Source organism: Streptomyces sp. NBC_00154 (assembly GCF_026342835.1).
Taxonomy (GTDB): Bacteria; Actinomycetota; Actinomycetes; order Streptomycetales; family Streptomycetaceae; genus Streptomyces.
Genome location: NZ_JAPEMI010000001.1, coordinates 5,428,835 through 5,449,111, shown reverse-complemented (window position 1 = coordinate 5,449,111; position 20,277 = coordinate 5,428,835). Strand labels below are relative to the sequence as shown.

The window sequence follows — 20,277 nt, the reverse complement described above, 5'->3', positions numbered from 1 at the left end:
GTCAAGAGTCCCAGAGCGCCCCCAGCGACAGCAGGTCGCTGCGGTACTCGATCCGCTCCGACCACTCCTTGGGCCACGCCCCGGCCCCCAGATGCGCCCCGGCCAGCGCCCCGGTCAGGCAGCCGATGGAGTCCGAGTCGCCGCGGGTGCAGGCGGCCCGGCGCAGTGCGGTGACCGGTTCGTCGGGGAAGAGCAGGAAGCAGTGCAGGGCCGTGGCGAGGGCGTCCTCGGCGATCCAGCCGTCGCCGGTCGCCTCGCACGGGTCGGTCTCCGGTGACGGGTCGCGCAGGGCGTCCTGGACGCGGGACAGTGCGGTCAGGCACTCGTCCCAGCCGCGCTGGATGTAGCTCTCGCCCGAGTCGTCACCCGCGTACCGCCACAGGTCGCCGAGCCAGCGCGTGAGGTAGCGGCTGCTGCTCTCGTACGCGTACGAACGCAGCTGCCCGATCAGCCCCGTCGGCTCCGCACCCTGCGCCAGCAGATATACCGCCCGTGCCATCAGGTCGGAGGCGGCGAGCGCCGTGGGATGGCCGTGTGTGAGGGCGGCCTGCAACTGTGCCGCACCGGAGCGCTGTTCCTCGCTCAGCCCCGGTACGAGCCCGACCGGCGCCACCCGCATATTGGCGCCGCAGCCCTTGGAGCCGGTCTGGCTGGCCTCCTGCCAGGGCCGTTCGCTGTCGAGCAGCCGGCAGGCGCTCATACAGGTGCGGCCGGGGGCGCGGTTGTTGTCCGGCGAGTGGTACCAATCGACGAACTCCTCGCGCACCGGCCGGACCAGCCGCAGCGGGGTGAGCAGTCCGCGGTCCATGGCGGTGCGGATGCCCCGCGCGAGGGCCAGCGTCATCTGCGTGTCGTCGCTGACGAACGCGGGGTTCGGCAGCCGCATCTGCCGCCACGGCCCGCACTTGGCGAGGATCGACGGCACATTGTTGAACTCGGTCGGGAAGCCCAGCGCGTCGCCGAGCGCGAGCCCGGTCAGTGCGCCGGTGGCGGCCTGTTTGGTGATGGTCCGGGTCACGATCATGCGCTTCGTCCTTCCGGTCGCAGAAGTGGAGGGTGCAGGGCGGTGGCGGCACCCGCCCGGTACAGAGCAGCCGGCTTCCCCCGTCCGCCGGTGCGGCGCGGTGATCCCTCCACGGCCTGGACGAAGCCGGGCGTGGTGAGGACCTTGCGCCGGAAGTTGGGCCGGTCGAGCTCGACGCCCCAGACCGTCTCGTACACCTGCTGGAGCTCGCCCAGGGTGAATTCGGCCGGGCAGAAGGCCGTCGCGATGCAGGTGTACTCGAGTTTGGCGCCGATCCGGTCGTGCGCGTCGGTGAGGATGCGGTCGTGGTCGAAGGCGAGCGCGCCTAGTGCTCCGGCGTCCCACCAGCGGGCGTTGGCCGCGTCCCCGCCGCCACGCGGCTCGGGCAGATCGGGAATGAGTGCGGTATACGCGACGGAGACGACCCGCATCCTGGGGTCGCGGTCCGGATCGCTGTAGGTGCGCAGCTGCGCCAGGTGGAGTGCGGAGACGGTTGCCTCGGTCAGCCCGGTCTCCTCCGCGAGCTCCCGGCGGGCGGCGTCCTCGGCGGACTCGCGGGGCAGCACGAAGCCGCCGGGCAGCGCCCAGTGGCCCTTGTACGGGTCCTCGCCGCGCTCGACGAGCAGGACGTGCAGCCGGCCGTCGCGGACCGTGAAGACGGCGAGGTCGACGGTGACCGCGAACGGTTCGAAGGCGTACGGGTCGTAGCCCTCGGGGGCGCCGGTGCTCATCGTCGCTCCGGGAGGGGTGCCGCGAAGTCCCAGCCCGCCGCGAGCACGGCGTCGACGGCGTCGACCGCGGCGTCCAGGCGTTGCCGGTGCGGTCCGGTGAGTTCGATGAACTGCCGCCCGGTACGGATGAGTTCGGCCCGGAAACGGTCGGTCATCCAGGGCCGCAGCTCCTCGCCGTCGCGCAGCCCGTCGTCCTCGAAGGCGACGCCCTCGTGGTCGGTGAGCAGCCACAGGTGATGGGCGACCCGGTCGGCGGTCTCCTCGACGCGCGGGTTGCGGCCTCCGATGTACCGCTCGTGCCAGACGGTGGTGGCGAAGGAGTCGGTGTCGCAGAAGAGTACCGGGGACCCGGTCCGGGCAGCCGCCTCCTCCTTGGCGTTCTGGGCTGCGGCGATCAGCGGGAAGTCGTCGGTGGTGAAGGCGACGTCCTCCCACTGCGCCCGGGGCCACCGGGTGCGCAGCGCGGCCAGCTTCTGTTCGCTGAACTCCCGCCCGTACTCGGCGACATACCGGGTCTGTGCCCAGACGCCGCCGCGCCGGCGGTAGTGATCGGTGAGGGCCTGCGCCATCGTGGTGGTGCCGGTGGACTCGGCGCCGAGGACGACGATGCGGCGGGTGAGCGCGGCCCGTACGGGCGGTTCGAGGAAGTCCCAGCAGCCGACCGGGTCCTTGCGGACGGCTGTGCCGGAGACCGCGAAGACCGTACGGTCGGGGTCGACGCAGACGGATTCGGCACCGAACCGGCGGGCCAGTTCGTCCCCGTACGGCTCCGAGGTGAAGACGGCATCGACCTTCTCCGGGACGGCCCCCTTGAAGACGGCCATGTGGGCATCCCAGATCGCCGGGTCGTGGAGATCCATCCGGGTGTCGTCGACGGCGCCGACGACCCGTACGTCCGGGTGCACCTCCCGCATCCAGGCCATCCGGTCGGCGAGGGGGACGGACTCGACGGAGGCGGCGCAGACCAGGACGGTCAGCCGCTCGCAGCGGTCCTGGGCGGTGCGGACGAGGTGGTGATGGCCGGCGTGCGGCGGATAGAACTTGCCGAGCAGGAGCCCGTGACTGAACCGCGTCACCCTGCCACCTCCGCCAACTCCCGCTGAGGAACGTAGAGATCACGCTTCCAGTTGCGCAGTCCGACCAGGCACAGCGTCAGAAAGCCGGCGTACAGCAGGGAGGTCAGATAGAGCTCCTTGTAGGCGTACAGCGGGATGTACACGATGTCGGCGGCGATCCACAGCCACCACGACTCGACGAGCTTTCGGCACTGCCCGTACGTCGCAGCCAAGGACAGCGCGGTCGTCAGGGCATCCCAGAACGGCACGGTCGAGTCGGTGGCGTGGCTGAGGAGAACAGTCAGACCGGCGGTCCCCAGCACCCCTGCCGCGCACAGCCGGATCCATTCGGTGCGGCTGGTGCTGCGCACCGGCAGGTCCGGCGAGCCTGGTCCACCCCCGTGGGTCCAGGTCCACCAGCCGTACGCGGCGAGGGCGATGAAGACGATCTGCAGGCCGGCGTCGGCGTACAGACCGGACCGGGTGAACAGCAGGATGAAGAAGAGGTTGTTGGCGATGCCGATCGGCCAGTTGGCGAGATGCTGGCGGGCCACGAGCCAGACGCACAGCGCCCCACTGCCGAAGCCGAGCACCTCGGTCCAGCCGACCGGGGTGTCCAGGACTGTCACCAGGGGTTGCTGCAGGGGATCGAGGATGTCCGCGAGACTCACGCCCGCCTCCTTAATAGTCAACTTGACTATAAAGGCGATTCGACGGCAACAAAAGGCCCGCGGCCGGTTTCCTGTTCGAAAATCGAAACCAGGAACCGGCCGCGGGCCGTACAGCGGACGCCGGACGCGGACTACAGACCGACCTCGCCCATCAGCATGCCCACCTCGGTGTTGGTGAGGCGGCGCAGCCAGCCGGACTTCTGGTCGCCCAGCGGGATCGGCCCGAAGGACGTCCGCACCAGCCGCTCGACCGGGAAGCCGGCCTCGGCCAGCATCCGGCGGACGATGTGCTTGCGGCCCTCGTGGAGGGTGACCTCGACCAGGTAGTTCTTGCCGGTGTTCTCGACGACGCGGAAGTGGTCGGCGCGGGCGTACCCGTCCTCCAGCTGGATGCCGTCCTTGAGGTGCTTGCCCAGGTCGCGCGGGAGCGGTCCCTGGATGGCGGCCAGGTAGGTCTTCTTCACGCCGTACTTCGGGTGGGTCAGCCGGTGGGCCAGCTCGCCGTGGTTGGTGAGCAGGATGATGCCCTCGGTCTCGGTGTCCAGCCGGCCGACGTGGAAGAGCCGCGTCTCACGGTTGGTGACGTAGTCGCCGAGGCACTGGCGGCCGTCAGGGTCCTCCATCGAGGAGACGACACCGGCGGGCTTGTTCAGCGCGAAGAAGAGGTACGACTGGGCGGCGACGGTCAGACCGTCGACCTTGATCTCGTCCTTGTGCACATCGACGCGCATGCCCTGCTCGACGACGATCTCGCCGTTGACCTCGACGCGGGACTGCTCGATCAGCTCCTCGCACGCACGGCGCGAGCCCATGCCGGCCCTGGCCAGGACCTTCTGCAGACGCTCGCCCTCCTGCTCGGCGCCCGGGTGGGTCTTGGGCGTCTTGATGTCGGGCTTGTTCGCGTACCTGTCCCGGTTGCGCTGCTCGATCTTGGCGTCGAGCTCGCGCGAGCGGGACGGGGCGCCCTGCGGTCCACGCCGCGGGCCGCCGCTCCTCGCGCCGCCCTGCGGGGGCTTCGGACCGCCCTTGGCGCCACCGCGGGCTGCGGCGCCGCGGCCCTTGCGGGGGCCTTCGCCGCTCTTCTCGCCGGCCCCGGTGCCGCCCACGTCGTAGCGGCGCTCCTCGGGGCGGGGCTTGCGGGGACGCTTGTCCTGCCTGTCGTCGCGCCCGGCGCCGCCACCCCGGGGGTTCCGGTTGCCGCCGCTCTTGCCGCTGCCGCTTCCGCTGTTCCTGCCACTGCTTCGCATCAAAATTCCGTCTTGTCGTCTGCGTGAGTATCCGGGGTGTCCGGTGCGTCCGGATCGAACGACGGCACACCCTCTAGCGTCTCAGCCTCGATCGCGTCCGCCTCGGGGAGGAAGGGCGCGAGCTCCGGGAGCTCATCCAGGCCACGTAGGCCCATCCGCTCCAGAAAGTAGTTCGTCGTCCTGTACAGGATCGCACCTGTTTCGGGTTCCGCGCCCGCTTCCTCGACCAGGCCCCTCTGCAGGAGGGTCCGCATCACGCCGTCACAGTTCACGCCGCGTACCGCAGACACCCTCGATCGGCTGACCGGCTGGCGGTACGCGACCACTGCGAGGGTCTCCAGAGCCGCCTGGGTGAGGCGGGCCTGCTGGCCGTCCAGCACGAAGCCCTCGACCGCCTCCGCGTACTCCGGGCGCGTGTAGAAGCGCCAGCCGCCCGCGACCAGCCGGAGATCGAAACCGCGGCGCTGCACGGTGTACTCGTCGGCCAGCTCCCGCAGCGCGTCAGCGACGGCCCGCCGGGGCCGCTCCAGCACCTTGGCGAGGTGTTCCTCGGTGGCGGGTTCGTCGACGACCATGAGAACGGCCTCGAGGGCGGGCTTGAGCTCAAGATCCGCGACGGTGCTCGCACCGGTGGGGCGCTGCTCGCTCATGCCTGCACATCCTCTTGTACGTCCATGTCCTGCACCTCTTGATCGAACTCGTCCGTCACCGCGGGCTCGGCCGCCTCGCCCCCGGCCCAGCGCACCATGAGTTCGCCGAGCGCCTCCTCCTGGTCCAGGGTGACGGCCTTCTCCCGGTACAGCTCCAGCAGCGCGAGGAACCGGGCGACGACGGTGAGGGTGTCTGGGGCGTCCTCGGTGAGTGCGCGGAAAGTGATCTCCCCCGCTTCCCGGAGCCGCGCCACGACGATCTCGGCCTGCTCACGCACGCTGACCAGCGGGGCGTGGATGTGATCGACGTAAACCTGCGGCTTGGGCTTCGGCTGCATCGCCTTCACGGCGAGCCGGGCGAACCCCTCGGCGCCGATGCTGATCACCACCTCGGGCAGCAGCTCGGCATGGTGCGGCTCCAGCCCCACGGTCCGGGGAAAGCGCCGCCCCTCGGACTCCAGCCGGGCGCTGAAGATCTCCGCGATGCGTTTGTACGCGCGGTACTGCAGGAGCCTCGCGAAGAGCAGGTCCCGCGCTTCGAGCAGCGCGAGATCGGCCTCGTCCTCGACCTCGGCGGCGGGCAGCAGCCGGGCGGCCTTGAGATCGAGCAGAGTCGCGGCGACGACGAGGAACTCGGTGGTCTGGTCGAGATCCCAGTCCACTCCCATGGCCCGGATGTGAACCATGAACTCGTCGGTGACCTTGGAGAGGGCGACCTCGGTCACATCGAGCTTGTGCTTCGAGATGAGCTGCAGAAGAAGATCGAACGGCCCCTCGAAGTTGGCCAGCCGAACGGTGAACCGCCCGTCGTCGGCGGGTGCCCCGGAGGCGGCGGTGTCAGCGGGGTCGGTGGGCGCCACAGGATCGGCGGTGTCGGCTGGGGCGACGGCGTCAGCCGCAGGTGCCGCAGCGGCGTCCGTGACGGCGGTCGAAGGGTCCTGGGACGCCTCCCCGGTTCCGGGAAGGGGCGAGGTGGGGGACACACCGCCGGCGTCGCCCGCCACCACCGCGGCCCCGGCCGCGGACGGCGCAGGCCGGCCCCCCGGACCGCGCCCCAGGGGGCGCCGGGGCGTGCGGGCGGGCTCGTCGGTCGTCGGCATGGGGGTCCAGGGTGCGGCGGGGATACGGGCGGGCGGTGAGCCGTACGGAGACGGCCGGGCCGCTCGGCGGCCCCCCGGGCAGGCTACCGGCCCGCCGTACCGGTCAGCGGCCGCGCAGCCGCCGTACGAGGATGCTCGCGTCGCCCCGCGACTCCAGGTCGGCGAGGACCACGGCGACCGCCTCGCGGACGATCCGCCCGCGGTCGACGGCGAGCCCGTGCTCGCCGCGCAGGACGAGCCGCGCGTGTTCGAGGTCCATCAGTTCCTCGGCCGAGACATAGACGGTGATCTTCTCGTCGTGGCGCTCCCGGCCGCTCGGCCGCCGGTTCGCGCCGCGCCCGCCGCCGCGCCTGCGCTGCTGCTGGACGGCCGGAACCGCCTCCTGCTGCGTGCCGGACGGCATCCCGGACGAGGGCTGGGGCCGACGGGCCGCCTGAGCGGCCGCCGCCCGGTCGTTCTCCCCGCCCCGGCTGCGGGAGTCCCCCGCGTCGGCGTCCGCCGCCGAATGCTCCTCCCCGGACGGCAGGGTCCCGGCTCCACCGGCCTCGGCCGTCCCGGATCCGTCCGCCGCGGAATCGCTCTCACCGGCCGGAGCCGGAACCCGCGCCTCGCCGTTCGCCTTGCGCCGCCGCTCCGCGGGGGACGAGGACTGGAGCCCCATCCCCCCGGTGGTACGGAACAGTTCGTCGGCCCCGGGCAGACTCACTCGGCGTGACACCGGGCGAGCACCTCCCTGGCGAGCTGGCGATAGGCGGCTGCACCGACCGAGTTGGAGGCGTACGTGGTGATGGGCTCACCGGCGACCGTGGTCTCCGGGAAGCGCACCGTGCGCCCGATCACCGTGTGGTAGACGTGCTCGTCGAAGGCCTCGACGACCCGTGCGAGGACCTCGCGGCTGTGCACCGTGCGGGAGTCGTACATGGTGGCGAGAATGCCGTCGAGCTCCAGCTCCGGGTTGAGCCGCTCCTGGACCTTCTCGATGGTCTCGGTGAGCAGTGCCACACCACGGAGTGCGAAGAACTCGCACTCGAGCGGCACTATCACCTTGTGAGCAGCCGTCAGGGCGTTCACGGTGAGCAGGCCCAGCGAGGGCTGACAGTCGATCACGATGTAGTCGTAGTCGGCCATCAGCGGCTTCAGGGCACGCTGCAGCGTCGACTCCCGGGCCACCTCACTGACCAACTGCACCTCGGCGGCCGACAGGTCGATGTTGCTCGGCAGCAGGTCCATGTTGGGCACGGCGGTCTTCAGGAGGACCTCGTCGGCCGACATGCCCCGCTCCATGAGCAGGTTGTAGACCGTGAGGTCGAGCTCCATCGGGTTGACGCCGAGGCCGACGGACAGGGCTCCCTGCGGGTCGAAGTCGACGAGCAGGACACGACGTCCGTACTCCGCGAGTGCGGCACCGAGGTTGATGGTCGACGTGGTCTTGCCGACGCCGCCCTTCTGGTTGCACATCGCGATGATCTTCGCGGGACCGTGGTCGGTCAGCGGGCCCGGGATCGGGAAGTAGGGCAGGGGCCGGCCGGTCGGGCCGATCCGCTCGCGGCGCTGGCGGGCAGCGTCGGGCGCGAGGGTGGCCGCGTACTCCGGATCGGGCTCGTACTCGGCGTCGGGGTCGTAGAAGTGCCCCTGGGGCACCTCGTCGAAGTCGGCGAAGTGGGCGGTCTCTCGGCCACTCTCGTTGCCGGCCATGGCGTTCACGTTTAGGCCGTCCATCATCTGGGGGGCTGTCGTCATGTGCTGGTGGGTGGCGAAGGTGCGGACAGCGACGGAGCCGACAGCCTCCAGCCCGATCGGGCTCTGGCCCCGTGCAGGCATCCCTGGTTGAACACCCCCGGGAGTAAATGTCGACTCATTCACAAGTCGTCTTACCTCCTTGGACGTGACCAGGAAACTTATCGATAGGTCAGCGTGACACCATGCCGACGATTGGCGACTCTATGGCGTGTCACCGGTTCGCAGCAACACAATCCGCCGGACCCGGCCCGATGTGTCGGCAATCGAACACCCCCCTGTCAAGGGCGCACGGTCGCTCCGGCGCACATTTCACCGGTGCACGAAACGGGTAAAGGGTTACCTTCGAGGCGAGTTGCGCAAGGCTCTCACAGCGGCCCGACATGCCTCCGGCCGGACCTTGCTCGGCAAGGTCCGGCCGGACGCGCGAGGTTGACGAAAGATGTTGACCCGTCAGCCGAGAAGCGTGCTCAGCTCGACGTGCTCCAGACCGTGCGCCTCCGCCACCTCGCGGTAAACGACCTGGCCCTCATGGGTGTTGAGGCCCTTGGCGAGCGCGGCGTCGCGGCGAAGCGCCTCGACCCAGCCACGGTTGGCGAGCTCCAGGATGTACGGCAGCGTGGCGTTGGTGAGCGCGTACGTGGAGGTGTTCGGCACCGCGCCCGGCATGTTGGCGACGCAGTAGAAGACCGAGTTGTGGACCATGAAGGTCGGCTCGGCGTGCGTCGTCGGGTGCGAGTCCTCGAAGCAGCCACCCTGGTCGATTGCAATGTCGACAAGTACACTTCCGGGCTTCATCTTGGCGACGAGCTCGTTGGTGACCAGCTTCGGGGCCTTCGCGCCGGGGATCAGCACGGCACCGACGACGAGGTCGGCCTCGATGACCGCCCGCTCCAGCTCGAAGGCGTTGGAGACGACCGTCTTCACCTTGGTGCCGAAGACCTTGTCGGCCTCGCGCAGCTTGTTGATGTCCCTGTCGAGCAGCGTGACGTGGAAGCCGAGACCGACGGCGATCTGCGTGGCGTTCCAGCCGGAGACACCGCCACCGATGACGACGGCCTCGGCGGGCGCGGTACCCGGGACACCGCCCGGCAGCACGCCGCGGCCGCCGACCGAGCGCATCAGGTGGTACGCACCGACCTGCGGGGCCAGCCGGCCCGCGACCTCGGACATCGGGGCGAGCAGCGGCAGCGCGCGGTTCGCGGTCTCGACGGTCTCGTACGCGATCGCCGTGGTGCCGGACTCCAGCAGCGCGTCCGTGCACTCGCGGGAGGCGGCGAGGTGCAGGTAGGTGAAGAGCGTCTGGTCCTTGCGCAGGCGGTGGTACTCCTCGGCGACCGGCTCCTTGACCTTCAGGAGCAGGTCGGCGGTGACCCAGACCTCGTCGGCGGTGGGGAGGATCCGCGCCCCCGCGGCGATGTACTCCTCGTCCGTGATCGAGGACCCGGCACCGGCGTTCTGCTCGACGACGACCTGGTGGCCGTTGCGGACGAGCTCATGCACACCGGCGGGCGTGATGGCCACGCGGAACTCGTTGTTCTTGACTTCGCGGGGGATGCCGACCTTCACGTCGATCACGGTCCTTGACTCAGAGGGTTACTCCGGGCATAGAGGTGCATACCCGGATACACACAGTGTAAATGGAGACACCGCGAACGTACGCGGCAGAGCCAGTTTAATGAAGGGCTTCTCGCTGTCTAGCCTTACAAAGCATTAATTTTCAGTCGACGCACTACGGATTTCGCAGGCGGGCTCATCCTTGCCCAGCAGTCTCTGCGCCACACCGCGGTGCAACCCGGCCGCAGCCGGGTCGCCGAGCCGGTCGAGCGTGTCGGCCAGCCGGAGCTCCAGCGCGGCCTGCAGCCGTACGTCCTTGGCCTGCCGTGCCCACTCGACGGCCTCCTGACAGGTGCGCAGCGACTCCTGCGGCCGCCCCGCGTACTCCTGCACCCGCGCGGCCTCGCTGAGAGCCCGCGCCTGGGCCGCCAGGTCGCCGAGCCTGCGGTACCCGGCCGCCGCCGCCCGCCAGTTCCGCAGGGCCTCGCCGTACTGCCCGGCATAGGTGTGGACGGAGCCGAGCCGCCCGTACAGTCGCGCCTCGTCGGCGAGCTCGCCGTGGGTGAGCCGCTGCGCGAGCGCCCGGCCGTACCAGTCGGAGGCCCGGTGGAAGTCCCCCAGCTCGGCGTAGGCGCCGCCTACGGATTCCATCGCCCGTCCCGTCGCGTACGGGTCCTTCGCCGCCCGTCCGGCGTCCAGGGCCGCCCGATAGCGGGTCAGCGCCTCCCGCGTACGGCCCGTCCTGGCGTCCAGATCGGCGAGATTGAGCAGTGCGGCGGCCCGCTCGCGGGGCAGCTCGCGCCGCTCGGCGACGGCCAGGACCAGTCCGTGCAGTCCGTACAGATCGGATGCCGCGGCCTCGGTGCCCTGGTGCACGGCCAGCGCCCGCACCAGCGCGGCCACCAACCTCCTTGCCAGGGTGTCGAGTTCCCCGTCCTCCACAGCGATCCGGGCGGAGGCGAGCAGGGCCGGCCGGCGGTTCCGCAGCCAGGCGGCGGCCGCTTCGGGGTGCGGAAAGCGCAGCGAGCTCGGCAGTCCGGCGAGCTTCCGGCGGGCCTCGGAACCCTCCGGTTCGGTGATCGCCCGGCAGGACTGGAGCTGGCGTACGGTCCGCTCCAGCAACCGGGCCCTGGCGAGCTGGATCTCGGCCGGCCGGTCCCGGTCGGCGAGCAGGGCCTGCAGCAGCGGGGCGAGGCAGCCGGGCACCTCGTACTGCGCCAGCTCCGCCCCGTTGGTACGCAGCAGGCCCAGCCGGACGAAGTCGTCGAGGGTCGACTGGGCGGCCGAGACCGAGCAGCCCGCCAGCGCGGACGCGGTGTGGGCGTCGGCGAGCCCGGCGGGTGCGAGCGCGAGCAGTCGCAGTATCCGGCCGGCGGTCTGCGGCAGGGACTCGTAGACCAGCTGGAAGGCGCGGGCCAGCGGGCGGGCGCCGGTGGGCTGCTCGGCGTCGTCCGGCAGTTCGCGCAGCTGCTTGGTGACATCGGCGACCGATGCCATGGGGTGGGCGGCGAGCCAGCCACCGATCATGACCAGGGCGGCAGGCTGTCCACCGCACTCCTCGGCGAGGCTCTCGGCGGTCAGCGGGTCCACCGTGATCCTGACCTGGCCGATGGCGCCGGCCAGCAGCTGGACGGCGGAGCCCTTGTCGAGGCCGCCGATGGTGCACGGGCGGACGCCGGGGATGCCGGTGAGCGGGCCCTGGGCGGTGGCGACCACGAGGCAGCCGGGGTTGTCCGGCAGCAGCGGGTCGACCTGTTCGGCATCGGCGGCGTCGTCGAGCAGCAGCAGGACGTGCCGGTCGGCGAGGGTCTCGCGGACCAACTGGGACAGTTCGTCCGCGTCCGCGCCGGGCGGCCCGGCGACCTCCAGCTGGTCGAGGAGGTCCCGGGCGGTGCGTTCGGTGGGGACGGGGGCGCCGCCGAGTTCGGTGAGCCGGACCCGGAGCAGCCCGTCGGGGTAGTCGCCGGTGTCCAGCAGTGCGCGGGTGAGTTCCTCGGCGAGTGCGGTACGCCCGGAGCCGGGGCGTCCGGCAATCAGCAGGACCCTGGCGCGGGCCGCTTTGCGACCGGCCAGGGTGTCCAGCCCGGCCCGTTCGATGTCGGCCTTCAGCTCCTTCAACTCGCGTTCGCGGCCGAAGAATTGGCATGGTGCGGCGCCGGACGGCCCCTCGGTCCCCGCCGCCGATGCCGGGCCGCTGGTGTCCACCACCTGATCCGTCACGGGCCACGCTCCACTTCGCTGCACGCGTTGCCCGCCGGGACTCCGGCCAGGGCATTCCGAGCGTAGTTCAGGCGGGTACGCGAACACGGTGGAGCGTGGCGGGGAGGTCCCCCGATCGGATCAACATTTTGTCCGATCAAAGGGCCTCTGTTCGCCGCACCAGACCGTCAAGACCGGCGAACCCCCGGACCGACGGAACCTCAGACCTCGAACGGCCTGGCCGGCCACGGCGCCTCCGCCGGCCGCAACGAGTCGATCCCGTCGCCGGCGAGCACCGCCGCAAGCGAAAGGACGCCCACCACGAGGCAGTTGTTGTGCAGTTCCCCGGCGAGCACCCCCCGCACGAGCTCCTTGAGCTCCACCCGGGCCAGCTCCATGTCGGCCTCCTCCTCGGAGACCTCGAAGCGCTCGCCGTCGGCCTCGGAGAGATTCCGGGCCAGGAAGATCCGTACCGCTTCGTCGCAGCCGCCGGGCGTGGTGTAGACGTCGGTCAGCACCCGCCAGTCCTCGGCCTTGACGTAGGCCTCCTCGTAGAGTTCGCGCTGCGCCGCGTGCAGCGGGTTCTCACCGGGGATGTCGAGCAGGCCGGCCGGGATCTCCCAGAGCTTGTGCCGCACGGGGTGCCGGTACTGCCGCAGCACGAGGACCCGGCCCGCGTCGTCGAGCGCGAGCACGGCGACCGATCCCGGGTGGACCTGGTAGTCGCGGCGCACGACGGAGCCATCGGGCATCACCACGTCATCGGTGCGGACGCTGGTCTTGTTGCCCGTAAAGGGGGTCTCGGTCGCGGTGACCGGCCACTCCTCGGGCGTGTCCTGGATACCCATCTACGTCCTCCCACAAAAAAACAGAAACCGGGGTACGGACCCTCAGTGGATCCGTACCCCGGTCAACGGTAACGCCTGCCTGCAGTCGGACTACTTGCCCGACGTGGGGCCCTGCTTGCCCGCGGTCTTGCGCTCGACAGCCGCCTTGACCAGGCCCGCGAAGAGCGGGTGCGGGCGGGTCGGCCGGGACCGGAGCTCCGGGTGCGCCTGGGTGGCGACCAGGTAGGGGTGGATCTCGCGCGGGTACTCGACGTACTCGACGAGCTTGTTGTCCGGGGACGTGCCGGAGAAGACCAGACCGGCCTTCTTCTCCAGCTCGGCGCGGTAGGCGTTGTTGACCTCGTAGCGGTGGCGGTGACGCTCCTCCACGTACGGCTGGTCGTCGTACGCCTCACGGACCAGCGAGCCCTCGGCGAGCTTCGCCGGGTACAGGCCGAGCCGCATGGTGCCGCCCAGGTCGCCGGCGCCCTCGACGTACGCGAGCTGCTCCTCCATCGTCGAGATGACGGGGTGCGAGGTGGCGGCGTCGAACTCGGTGGAGTTGGCGTCGGGGATCTCGGCGAGGTTGCGCGCCGCCTCGATCACGATGCACTGCAGGCCGAGGCAGAGGCCGAGCAGCGGCACCTTGTTCTCGCGGGCATACTGGATGGCGCCGATCTTGCCGTTGACACCGCGGTCGCCGAACCCGCCGGGGACGCAGATCGCGTCGACGTCGGAGAGCTGCCTGGCGGCGCCGGCCGGGGTCTTGCAGTCGTCGGAGGCGACCCACTTGACCTTGACGCGGGCCTTGTTCGCGAAGCCGCCGGCCCGGATGGCCTCGGTGACCGAGAGATACGCGTCGGGCAGGTCGATGTACTTGCCGACGAGCGCGACGGTGATCTCGTGGTCGGGGTTGTGGACGCGGTCCAGCAGGTCGTCCCAGGTGGTCCAGTCGACGTCGCGGAACGGCAGGTCGAGCTTGCGCACGACGTACGCGTCCAGGCCCTCGGTGTGCAGCACCTTCGGGATGTCGTAGATCGACTTGGCGTCCACGCAGGCCACCACGGCGGCCTCGTCCACGTCGCACATCAGCGAGATCTTGCGCTTGATGGCGGTCGGTACGTCACGGTCGGCGCGCAGCACGATCGCGTCCGGCTGAATACCGATGTTCCGCAGCGCCGCGACCGAGTGCTGGGTGGGCTTGGTCTTCAGCTCGCCGGACGGGCCGATGTACGGCAGCAGCGAGATGTGCACGACGAAGACGTTGTCCCGGCCGACCTCGTGGCGGACCTGGCGGACGGTCTCCAGGAACGGCAGCGACTCGATGTCGCCGACCGTGCCGCCGACCTCGGTGATGACGACGTCGACGTCGTCGGTCGCCATGCGGCGGATGCGGTGCTTGATCTCGTTGGTGATGTGCGGGATGACCTGGACGGTGTCACCGAGGTACTCGCCGCGCCGCTCCTTGGCGATGACCTGCGAGTACACCTGGCCGGTCGTGACGTTGGCGGAGCCGTCGAGGTCGACGTCGAGGAAACGCTCGTAGTGGCCGATGTCGAGGTCGGTCTCGGCGCCGTCGTTGGTGACGAACACCTCGCCGTGCTGGAACGGGTTCATCGTGCCAGGGTCGACGTTGAGGTACGGGTCGAGCTTCTGCATCGTGACCCGAAGGCCCCGCGCCTTGAGCAGGGCACCCAGGCTGGAGGCAGTCAGACCCTTGCCGAGGGAAGAGGCGACACCCCCGGTGACGAAGATGTGCTTGGTCGTCGTGGATGTGGGCTGCATAGCCAAAGGGGGCTCCCGTGGTCGCGGATCTTGAGGTGCGTACCGGCGTTGCCATCCGGAGACTCCGAAGGTGCCGTCGCTGCGGTTCGGGGGCCTCGTCCGCTGTTGCTGACGACCACCGGTCCACGGGCTACCAGGGTATCAGCGACTGGGGGAGCCTGCTTCCGGCCACACCCGGCGCACCGGCCTCGCAAGATCACCACACCGTGTTCGGTCCCCACCCGTTCGGCTCAGATGTCTTACCTGGACCGTCGCGCGGATCATGGACGTGCGTCGTATCCTGCTCGGACACTCGCAGCCGGGCGACCCAAACAAGCCCTCGGCTCCCCACAACAACCCCTTGCAACGACCTTTTTACCCGCAGTAAGCGCCCCACGGGGCGACGTGGCCGTTCGACTGGAGATGCACGTGGCCGGGCGCATCGAGGATTACGCACTCATCGGAGACATGCAGACCGCCGCACTGGTCTGCCGGGACGGTACGGCGGACTGGCTGTGCCTGCCCCGCTTCGACTCGCACGCCGTCTTCGCGGGACTGCTGGGTACCGAGGAGCACGGCTTCTGGCGCCTGGGCCCCGCGCACGCGGACGGGTCCGAACCACCCTCAGCGGACCGGCGGCGCTATCGCGGCGACTCCCTGATCCTGGAATCGGAGTGGGACACGCCGCGCGGCACGGTCCGGGTGACCGATTTCATGCCCCCTCGTGACAGCGCACCGCAGCTGATCCGGATCGTGGAAGGGATCAGCGGCCGGGTGCCGATGCGCTCCGAGCTGCGGATGCGGTTCAGCTACGGGCGGGTGATCCCGTGGGTGCACCGGGTCGACGGCCGTACCGTCGCGGTGGCCGGCCCGGACTCCGTCTGGCTCGACACGCCCGCCGACACGTTCGGCGAGAACCTGACGACGTACTCCGACTTCACCGTCGCACCGGGCGACCGGATCGAGTTCACCCTCAGCTGGCAGCCCTCGCACCGGGAGCCGCCCGCGCTGCCGGACCCCGAGAGCGCGCTGGAGGCGACCGAGGACTTCTGGCGCGAGTGGGTCGAGCAGTGCACGTACCACGGCCCCTACCGGGAGGCGGTGGTCCGCTCACTGATCACGTTGAAGGCCCTGACGTACGCCCCGACCGGCGGCATCGTCGCCGCGCCGACCACCTCTCTTCCGGAGGACATCGGCGGCTCGCGCAACTGGGACTACCGCTACACCTGGCTCCGCGACGCAGCGATCACCCTCTCCTCCCTGCTGCGCACCGGCTACCGCGAGGAGGCCCGCGCCTGGCGTGAGTGGCTGCTGCGGGCGGTCGCGGGCGACCCGGAGAACCTGCAGATCATGTACGGCATCGCGGGCGAGCGCGAGCTGGGTGAGGCCGAGCTGGACTGGCTGCCCGGGTACGAGAACTCCGGCCCGGTCCGGGTCGGCAACGGCGCGGCGAACCAGCTGCAGCTCGATGTGTACGGCGAGATCACCGAGGCGCTGCATCTCGCACACATGACGGGCCTGACCCGCAACGACTACGCGATGGGGCTCCAGCTCAAGCTGATCGAGTACCTGGAGAACCACTGGGACGAGCCGGACGAGGGCATCTGGGAGGTGCGCGGGCCACGCCGCCACTTCGTCCACTCCAAGGTGATGGCCTGGGTCGCTGTCGACCGCACCATCAAGCTGATCGAGTCCGGGGACACCGATGGGCCGCTGGAGCGGTGGCGCGAGCTGCGTGACGACATCCACCGCGATGTCTGCGAGAACGGCTACGACAAGGAACGGAACACCTTCACCCAGTCCTACGGGTCGAAGGAGCTGGACGCGTCGCTGCTGCTCATCCCGCAGATGGGCTTCCTGCCGCCGGACGACAAGCGGGTGATCGGCACGATCGAGGCGATCCAGCGGGAGCTGTCCACGGAGGACGGGTTCGTGCTGCGCTACCCCACCTCGGGCGAGGCAGCGGGCGTCGACGGCCTGGAGGGCGACGAGGGCGCGTTCCTGGCGTGCTCGTTCTGGCTGGCGGACGACCTGGCGATGATCGGCCGGGTCGACGAGGCGCGCCAGCTGTTCGAGCGGCTGCTCTCGCTGCGCAACGATCTGGGGCTGCTGGCGGAGGAGTGGGATTCGCGGCTGCAGCGTCAGGTGGGCAACTTCCCGCAGGCGTTCAGCCACGTCCCTCTGATCGACACGGCGCTGCGGCTGACCGCGAGCGGGGCGTACGTCGGCTGACTGACGGATGGCGTGGCTGGACCGTGCCCGACGGCCGGTGCGGGCCGGCCCGCCTCCGTATCCCTGGTGGATCAGCGCGCGGCGTCGGATGCGGTGCATCGCAAGGCGGAGGGGCGTCCTCATACCGGTCGTATTCGGGCGTTCCGGCAACGCAGCGAGGTGCCGTAGCTGACGTCGCACGCCCGCCAGGGAATACGGGACAGCCCTTAGGATGGAAGCGACCTGTCACGCCCTCGGAAGGGGGCATCATGACGCCCCGCACCACCGGCATCAGCAGTGCGACGGACAGTGCCCTGGACGGTCTGCGCCGGGACTTCACCGGTGAGGTCCTCGCCCCCGGTGACTCCGCCTACGACGAGGCGCGCGCGGTCTTCAACAGCATGATCGACCGGCGGCCCGCGGTGGTCGCCCAGTGCGCGTCGGAGACCGACGTCGCACGGTCCGTGCGGTTTGCACGCGAGCACGGTCTGGAGATCGCGGTCCGTGGCGGCGGCCACAGCGTCGCTGGCATGTCGTCCACCGACGGCGGCCTGGTGGTCGACCTGCGCCGCATGAACGGCGTGACCGTCGCCCCGGCCGACCAGGCGGCACGTATCGGCGGTGGCGCCCTCATCAGGGATCTGGACCGGGCCACCCAGGCGTACGGCCTGGCGACCACCGGTGGCCGGGTCTCCACCACCGGTGTGGGCGGCTTCGTGCTCGGCGGCGGCTCCGGCTGGCTGGAGCGCAGCTTCGGCCTGGCCTGCGACAACCTGGTGGCCGCGGAACTGGTGACGGCGGACGGCAGCACCGTCCACGCGAGCCTCGACGAGAATCCGGAGCTCTTCTGGGCCCTGCACGGCGGCGGCGGAAACTTCGGCGTCGTCACCTCTCTCACGCTGAATCTGTACGAGCTGCCCGCCATGTCCTACGTGATGCTGCTGTACCGCCCCGAGGACGGGCCCGAAGTCATGCGCGCGTACCGGGACTTGATGGCCTCCGCGCCGGACCGGGCGGGCGGCGCCTTCCTCTACTTCACCGCGCCGCCGGAGGACTTCGTACCGAAGCACCTGGTGTCCACGCTCATCTGCGCGGTCCTGGTCACCTGGACGGGTCCTCCGGGCGAGGCCGTCGACGTGGCCCGGCCGGCCCTCGCCATCGGCCACGAGGCGGAGGTGATCTCCGACATTCCTTACACGGAGCTGCAGTGCATGCTCGACGACCCGCCGGGACTGCGGAACTACTGGTCCGCCGAGCATCTCGACAGTCTCCCCGACGAGGCGGTGGACCTGTTCTGCGCCCGCGCCCACGACATGCCGGTCCCTTCCAACTCGCAGCACGTCCTCTTCCCGATGGGCGGCGCAGTGGCCCGGGGCCCCGCCGACTACCCGGTGCCGTGGCGCGCCGCCCCCTGGGCGGTGCACCCCTTCGGCGTCTGGGAGAGCCCGTCCGACGACGAGCGCGGCAAGCAGTGGGTGCGCCGGTTGCGCGCCGATGTCCGCCCCTGGTCCAGCGGCGCCGTCTACCTCAACTTCATCGGGCGCGAGGGCGAGGACCGGGTCGTCGCCGGACTCGGCGCCGAGAACTACGCCCGCCTCGCCGCGGTCAAGGCCACGTACGACCCCGACAACGTGTTCCGCCTCAACCACAACGTCGAGCCTGCCCCCGTCGCCCGATGAACTCCCCCGACGACGCCCTCCCGTCATCCGGCCGGTACCTTCCTGGTCAGGGCGATAACCCGCCCGACGCGAACGGAAGCACGAGGCCCGAACCAGTGGAGAACCCAGGCGGCATCACCGTGCAGCGCGCCCTCGAGCTGCCGGGGCTGCGCAGCGGACTCCCCGAGGTGGTGGCGGGCGCGGACAGGCTGGGCCGCACGGTGCGCTGGGTGCACGCGGGCGAGGTCCCGAACATCGCCTCGCTGCTCAAAGGCGGTGAACTGCTGCTCACCACCGGCCTGGGGCTCGGCACCCGGCCCGCCGAGCAGCGCGCCTTCGTACGCAGGCTCGCCGACCGGGGCATCGCCGCCGTGGTGGTGGAGCTCGGGCCACGGTTCAGCAGGCTGCCCGCCTCGATCGTGGACGCCGCACGGACCGCCGGTCTGCCGCTCGTACAGCTACACCGCGAGGTGCCGTTCGTGACGGTCACCGAGGAGATCCACACCGAGATCGTCAACGGTCACTACGCACTGCTGCGGCAGGCCGAGGAGGTGCACCGGCGATGTACGGAGGCGCTGCTCGGGGGCGGCGGGATCCCGCAGGTGCTCGGCATCCTGGCGGACTTCACCGCCAACCCGGTCTTCCTGGAGACGGCTGACGGTCAGCTGCTGTACGCGGCGGGCCCCGGCTCCGGCCCGGTCTCCGCCGATCCGCTCCAGGTCTGGGACGGGATGCGCGGCGGCCGGGCGGCGCGCGAGACACCGCCCACGGGCGCGGTGCTGGTGGATGTGCCGGGCGGCGGTCCGGGATCCGGTGCGGTACGGGCCAGGCTGGTCCTGCTCGCCGTGTCCGGGCCGCTGGTGACCGTGCACCGGATGGCGGCCGAGCGGGCGGCGGGCATTCTCGCCGTGGTGCTGATGCAGGCGCGTCAGGAGGAGGAGCTCGCCGCCCGCGGCCGCGGCGACTTCCTGACGGACCTCGCGGAGGGCCGGATCACGCCGGAGGACGCACCCGCGCAGGCGCGCGTACTGGGCTTCAGGCCGGGCGAGGCGCCGTTGCTGCCCGTGGTGATGCGGCTGGCCCCCGAGCTGTCCCCGTCGGGCAACTGGGCGCTGCTGGCGCGTGCGGTCCTGGAGGAACTGTCATCGGTGGGGGTGCCGGTACTGCTCGGCGTACGGCCCGTGGAGGGCCGGGTTCCGCTGCTGCTCGGGCTGCGGTCCGAGACGGAGCGCACGGCGGTGGCCGACCGGGTCGCGGCGGCGCTGCGGGCGGGCGTCGAACGGGCCGGTCTGGAACGGGCCGGCTCACATCCACCGGTCGTGGTGGTCGGGGTCGCGGGCGGCTGGGCGGCCGCCGGCGCGGGTCTGCGGCACGCCGCGGAGACGGCGACGGCCGCGCAGGGCCTCGGCGACCGGCCCTGGTACGACGCCCGGCGGCTGGACATCGACCTGCTGCTGTGGCGGCTGCGGAACCACCCGGACCTGGCGGCTTTCGTGGACCGGGCGATCGGCCCGCTGCGCGACCACGACCGCACGTCGCGCCCACCGCTGCTGCCCACCCTGGAGTCGTATCTCGCCCATGCGGGCCGCAAGGCGGAGACGGCACGCGATCTGCACCTGAACCGCCAGACGCTCTACAACCGTCTGGCCCGCATCGGCGAGCTGCTCGGCACGGACCTGGACGACCCCCAGACGGTCCTGGCCCTGAGCCTGGCCCTGCGAGCCCGCCGCCACGCCACACCGGGCCCGTCCGGCAATTGAGAACAGAACGGCGACCGGGACACCGTATTCAAGCCCGTCCGGCGATCGAGGACAAGGCGGCCACCGGGTGCCCGCGGTGACGCCTC

The 20,277-nt window shown here is 70.8% G+C and carries 16 protein-coding genes; 3 read left to right on the top strand and 13 right to left on the bottom strand.

The annotated features are described in order from the left end of the window. Position 1: 1 nt before the first annotated feature. From OHA03_RS24445 to OHA03_RS24385, 13 genes are all read right to left on the bottom strand, one after another. Complete coding sequence (locus OHA03_RS24445; RefSeq protein ID WP_267005925.1) at positions 2 to 1,024, bottom strand: ADP-ribosylglycohydrolase family protein; 1,023 nt, start codon at positions 1,022 to 1,024, stop codon at positions 2 to 4. After that, entirely contained in the window at positions 1,021 to 1,755 is a 735-nt protein-coding gene (locus OHA03_RS24440) for an NUDIX domain-containing protein (protein ID WP_267005924.1), read from the bottom strand. Before OHA03_RS24440 ends, OHA03_RS24445 begins: the two co-directional genes overlap by 4 nt. Next, positions 1,752 to 2,831: an AAA family ATPase gene (locus OHA03_RS24435; protein ID WP_267005923.1), complete on the bottom strand. Its 1,080-nt coding sequence runs from the start codon at positions 2,829 to 2,831 to the stop codon at positions 1,752 to 1,754. Before OHA03_RS24435 ends, OHA03_RS24440 begins: the two co-directional genes overlap by 4 nt. Further along, positions 2,828 to 3,481, bottom strand: coding sequence for a nicotinamide riboside transporter PnuC (gene pnuC, locus OHA03_RS24430; RefSeq protein ID WP_267005922.1), 654 nt, complete (start codon positions 3,479 to 3,481; stop codon positions 2,828 to 2,830). Before pnuC ends, OHA03_RS24435 begins: the two co-directional genes overlap by 4 nt. Before the next feature lie 131 nt (positions 3,482 to 3,612). Next, a complete protein-coding gene (locus OHA03_RS24425) occupies positions 3,613 to 4,728 on the bottom strand; it encodes a pseudouridine synthase (RefSeq protein WP_267005921.1) in 1,116 nt (371 codons plus the stop codon). Further along, entirely contained in the window at positions 4,728 to 5,378 is a 651-nt protein-coding gene (gene scpB, locus OHA03_RS24420; RefSeq protein ID WP_030977295.1) for an SMC-Scp complex subunit ScpB, read from the bottom strand. The genes OHA03_RS24425 and scpB overlap by 1 nt, the downstream gene beginning before the upstream one ends. Next, positions 5,375 to 6,478, bottom strand: a complete 1,104-nt coding sequence (locus OHA03_RS24415) for a ScpA family protein (RefSeq protein WP_267005920.1) — start codon at positions 6,476 to 6,478, stop codon at positions 5,375 to 5,377. Before OHA03_RS24415 ends, scpB begins: the two co-directional genes overlap by 4 nt. 103 nt (positions 6,479 to 6,581) lie before the next feature. Continuing rightward, positions 6,582 to 7,184, bottom strand: a complete 603-nt coding sequence (locus OHA03_RS24410) for a hypothetical protein (protein ID WP_267008144.1) — start codon at positions 7,182 to 7,184, stop codon at positions 6,582 to 6,584. After that, entirely contained in the window at positions 7,181 to 8,299 is a 1,119-nt protein-coding gene (locus OHA03_RS24405; RefSeq protein WP_030917911.1) for a ParA family protein, read from the bottom strand. Before OHA03_RS24405 ends, OHA03_RS24410 begins: the two co-directional genes overlap by 4 nt. A gap of 369 nt (positions 8,300 to 8,668) precedes the next feature. Continuing rightward, the gene (gene ald, locus OHA03_RS24400; protein WP_267008143.1) at positions 8,669 to 9,784 is read right to left on the bottom strand and encodes an alanine dehydrogenase; all 1,116 of its coding nucleotides are present in this window, start codon (positions 9,782 to 9,784) and stop codon (positions 8,669 to 8,671) included. Positions 9,785 to 9,928: 144 nt separating this feature from the next. Further along, the gene (locus OHA03_RS24395; protein WP_267005919.1) at positions 9,929 to 11,992 is read right to left on the bottom strand and encodes a tetratricopeptide repeat protein; all 2,064 of its coding nucleotides are present in this window, start codon (positions 11,990 to 11,992) and stop codon (positions 9,929 to 9,931) included. 200 nt (positions 11,993 to 12,192) lie between these two features. Then, positions 12,193 to 12,819, bottom strand: a complete 627-nt coding sequence (locus OHA03_RS24390) for an NUDIX hydrolase (RefSeq protein ID WP_267005918.1) — start codon at positions 12,817 to 12,819, stop codon at positions 12,193 to 12,195. A 90-nt stretch (positions 12,820 to 12,909) separates the two neighbouring features. After that, positions 12,910 to 14,583 (bottom strand): CTP synthase, encoded by a 1,674-nt coding sequence (locus tag OHA03_RS24385; RefSeq protein ID WP_267005917.1) that lies wholly within the window; start codon positions 14,581 to 14,583, stop codon positions 12,910 to 12,912. Positions 14,584 to 14,991: 408 nt separating this feature from the next. On the opposite strand from OHA03_RS24385, the gene OHA03_RS24380 reads away from it, so the two are divergent. The 3 genes from OHA03_RS24380 to OHA03_RS24370 all read left to right on the top strand — a co-directional run bounded on the left by OHA03_RS24380 (position 14,992) and on the right by OHA03_RS24370 (position 20,191). Further along, the gene (locus tag OHA03_RS24380; protein WP_267008142.1) at positions 14,992 to 16,794 is read left to right on the top strand and encodes a glycoside hydrolase family 15 protein; all 1,803 of its coding nucleotides are present in this window, start codon (positions 14,992 to 14,994) and stop codon (positions 16,792 to 16,794) included. Positions 16,795 to 17,042: 248 nt separating this feature from the next. Continuing rightward, the gene (locus tag OHA03_RS24375; protein ID WP_267005916.1) at positions 17,043 to 18,452 is read left to right on the top strand and encodes an FAD-binding oxidoreductase; all 1,410 of its coding nucleotides are present in this window, start codon (positions 17,043 to 17,045) and stop codon (positions 18,450 to 18,452) included. 95 nt (positions 18,453 to 18,547) lie between these two features. Further along, positions 18,548 to 20,191, top strand: coding sequence for a PucR family transcriptional regulator (locus tag OHA03_RS24370; protein ID WP_267005915.1), 1,644 nt, complete (start codon positions 18,548 to 18,550; stop codon positions 20,189 to 20,191). The last annotated feature ends 86 nt before the right edge of the window (positions 20,192 to 20,277 follow it).

Bases quoted from the DNA above. Each gene is read 5' to 3' on its own strand.
- OHA03_RS24445 (WP_267005925.1), bottom strand. From the start codon at position 1,024: ATGATCGTGACCCGGACCATCACCAAACAGGCCGCCACCGGCGCACTG.
- OHA03_RS24440 (WP_267005924.1), bottom strand. From the start codon at position 1,755: ATGAGCACCGGCGCCCCCGAGGGCTACGACCCGTACGCCTTCGAACCG.
- OHA03_RS24425 (WP_267005921.1), bottom strand. From the start codon at position 4,728: ATGCGAAGCAGTGGCAGGAACAGCGGAAGCGGCAGCGGCAAGAGCGGC.
- scpB (WP_030977295.1), bottom strand. From the start codon at position 5,378: ATGAGCGAGCAGCGCCCCACCGGTGCGAGCACCGTCGCGGATCTTGAG.
- OHA03_RS24415 (WP_267005920.1), bottom strand. From the start codon at position 6,478: ATGCCGACGACCGACGAGCCCGCCCGCACGCCCCGGCGCCCCCTGGGG.
- OHA03_RS24405 (WP_030917911.1), bottom strand. From the start codon at position 8,299: ATGCCTGCACGGGGCCAGAGCCCGATCGGGCTGGAGGCTGTCGGCTCC.
- OHA03_RS24390 (WP_267005918.1), bottom strand. From the start codon at position 12,819: ATGGGTATCCAGGACACGCCCGAGGAGTGGCCGGTCACCGCGACCGAG.
- OHA03_RS24385 (WP_267005917.1), bottom strand. From the start codon at position 14,583: ATGCAGCCCACATCCACGACGACCAAGCACATCTTCGTCACCGGGGGT.
- OHA03_RS24375 (WP_267005916.1), top strand. From the start codon at position 17,043: ATGACGCCCCGCACCACCGGCATCAGCAGTGCGACGGACAGTGCCCTG.